This window comes from Exiguobacterium sp. AB2, from assembly GCF_000696055.1.
Classification (GTDB): Bacteria; Bacillota; Bacilli; order Exiguobacteriales; family Exiguobacteriaceae; genus Exiguobacterium; species Exiguobacterium alkaliphilum.
In genome coordinates this window covers 1-1,740 of sequence record NZ_JNAA01000106.1, presented here as the reverse complement: position 1 = coordinate 1,740, position 1,740 = coordinate 1, and the positions used below count along the sequence as shown (strand labels likewise).

2 protein-coding genes are annotated in these 1,740 nt (G+C 43.2%); both read right to left on the bottom strand.

Annotated features, from left to right (window positions below):
* Positions 1-103 precede the first annotated feature (103 nt).
* Complete coding sequence (locus DI14_RS12610; RefSeq protein WP_034809097.1) at positions 104-1,180, bottom strand: RNA-guided endonuclease TnpB family protein; 1,077 nt, start codon at positions 1,178-1,180, stop codon at positions 104-106.
* Between the two features lie 4 nt (positions 1,181-1,184).
* The gene (tnpA, locus tag DI14_RS15285) at positions 1,185-1,586 is read right to left on the bottom strand and encodes an IS200/IS605 family transposase (RefSeq protein WP_024371868.1); all 402 of its coding nucleotides are present in this window, start codon (positions 1,584-1,586) and stop codon (positions 1,185-1,187) included.
* Positions 1,587-1,740 lie beyond the last annotated feature (154 nt).

Below are 1,740 nucleotides of genomic sequence, written 5' to 3'. Positions count from 1 at the left end.
TGGGATTCTGAAGTGCTTGTGCGAGCGCAGTCCATTTCTGTTTTGCTCAAACCTTCAGATGAGGGTGTGCCATCACCCCTCCTGAGACAGACCATATAGGTTCTCAGGCTGATTGACTATTACCATCAACCACAGGTGCGTATCGGATGTTCATCGCACCGACTAAATCTCGATGTTTCTTGAATCCGCATTTACAGACATAAGTTCGGTCTTTCACTTTATTCCGGCTTCCGCAAGAAGGACATGTCTGAGATGTGTACGCAGGATTCACATATTCGACCTTGATTCCTTCCAACTTCGCCTTGTACTCGATAAATAGTGCCAAGCGATAGAACGACCATGTATGCAGATTCTTATTGTTTTTACGGCTTGTTCTTGCCGTCTGTCGGATGTTCGCCAATTTCTCGAGGCGAATGACAGAAATGTTGTTCTCTTTTGCGAAATCGACAATATCACGGCTAACCTTGTGATCTTTGTCTTTCATCCAACGCTGTTCTTTGTTGTTCAGCTTTTTGATTGCGTTCAGCTTCTTCTTTTGACCGAGCTCTTTTCGTTTTGCTCGAAACTTGCGTTTCATATACTTGTTCTCGCGCCCGTTTCCGAAGAATCGCACCTTGTCACGATCGGTCGATGCAACCGCTGGTACTTTTAAACCTAGATCCACACCTAGAACCTTAGAGCCGGTCTTCTCAGTAGTAAGGATTGTGACGGCAATCTGAGCAATCCACTTATTTGATTTCTTCGTGATACGAAGTGCACCCAGCCTGTTGTTCAAGAGCGAAAAGTTACGATTGTGTTTATCGACCATTTCTGCTTTAATTGGCGTTTTCTTTGCCTTTCCATCCACCATGATCGGAAGAAAGATCGACTCAAAATCGAACGAATAGTTCTGGTTGTTCCATGTGCAATAAGGTTTTTTCAAAATAGGCACGACTTTATATTTCGATTTCTTCGCCTTTTTAAATACACTCTGTGCGTCTTTAATAGCCTGGTTCTTAACGGCGCTAGGCAAGGGCGAGGAGACACTCTTACTCGTTAGTTTGAGTGTCGCCTGGGCTTCCACCATGTCAGAGACAAGTCGGTTGGCCGTCTCAATGTATGTGGTCATCATCTTTTTCAAGACAGCTTCCTGTTTTTTTGTCGGCTTCAGTTTAATGTTGACTGTCAGCGTTTGAGACACAGTGTCACCCCCTCGTTTTTTGTTGTTCGACATAGCGTTTGATTGTTTCGCTCGATACGTTCCCGGCAGTAGAGACGAAGTAGGAACGCGTCCAGAGGCTCGGCAAATGTTGGAGGTGAGGAAACTCCTCTCTTAACTTTTTAGATGTCACTCCCTTGATTTTTGCCATGATGTCGGCAGGGCTAAGTGTCGGCAGGGCATTAAGAAACATATGTGTATGATCTTTATCGCATTCCAAAGCTATCATATTGATATTCAAATCTTCACATATTTCAGATACAAGCTCCTTGAAACGTACTTCTACATCATTACGAAGGAATATCTTCCTTCTGTATCGAGGGCAAAATACGAAATGATAGTTGATTAGAGAAACAGTAGTATGGGTTTTTCTATAGTTGTTTTCCATAACATTATTGTATCAGTTAAACTAATTGATTGAAACAAAACCTTTCGGATACATGAAGTGTCAAAACCGGCGGTTTATTACTGACGCTCCGTATCCGACATAGCTTTCATCCCACCCCTAAAGGAGTGGGCTTTCTCGCTATGAAGTTCTGTAA

Excerpts from the sequence above, each read along its gene's own strand:
- tnpA (WP_024371868.1), bottom strand. The coding sequence starts at position 1,586 with ATGGAAAACAACTATAGAAAAACCCATACTACTGTTTCTCTAATCAAC.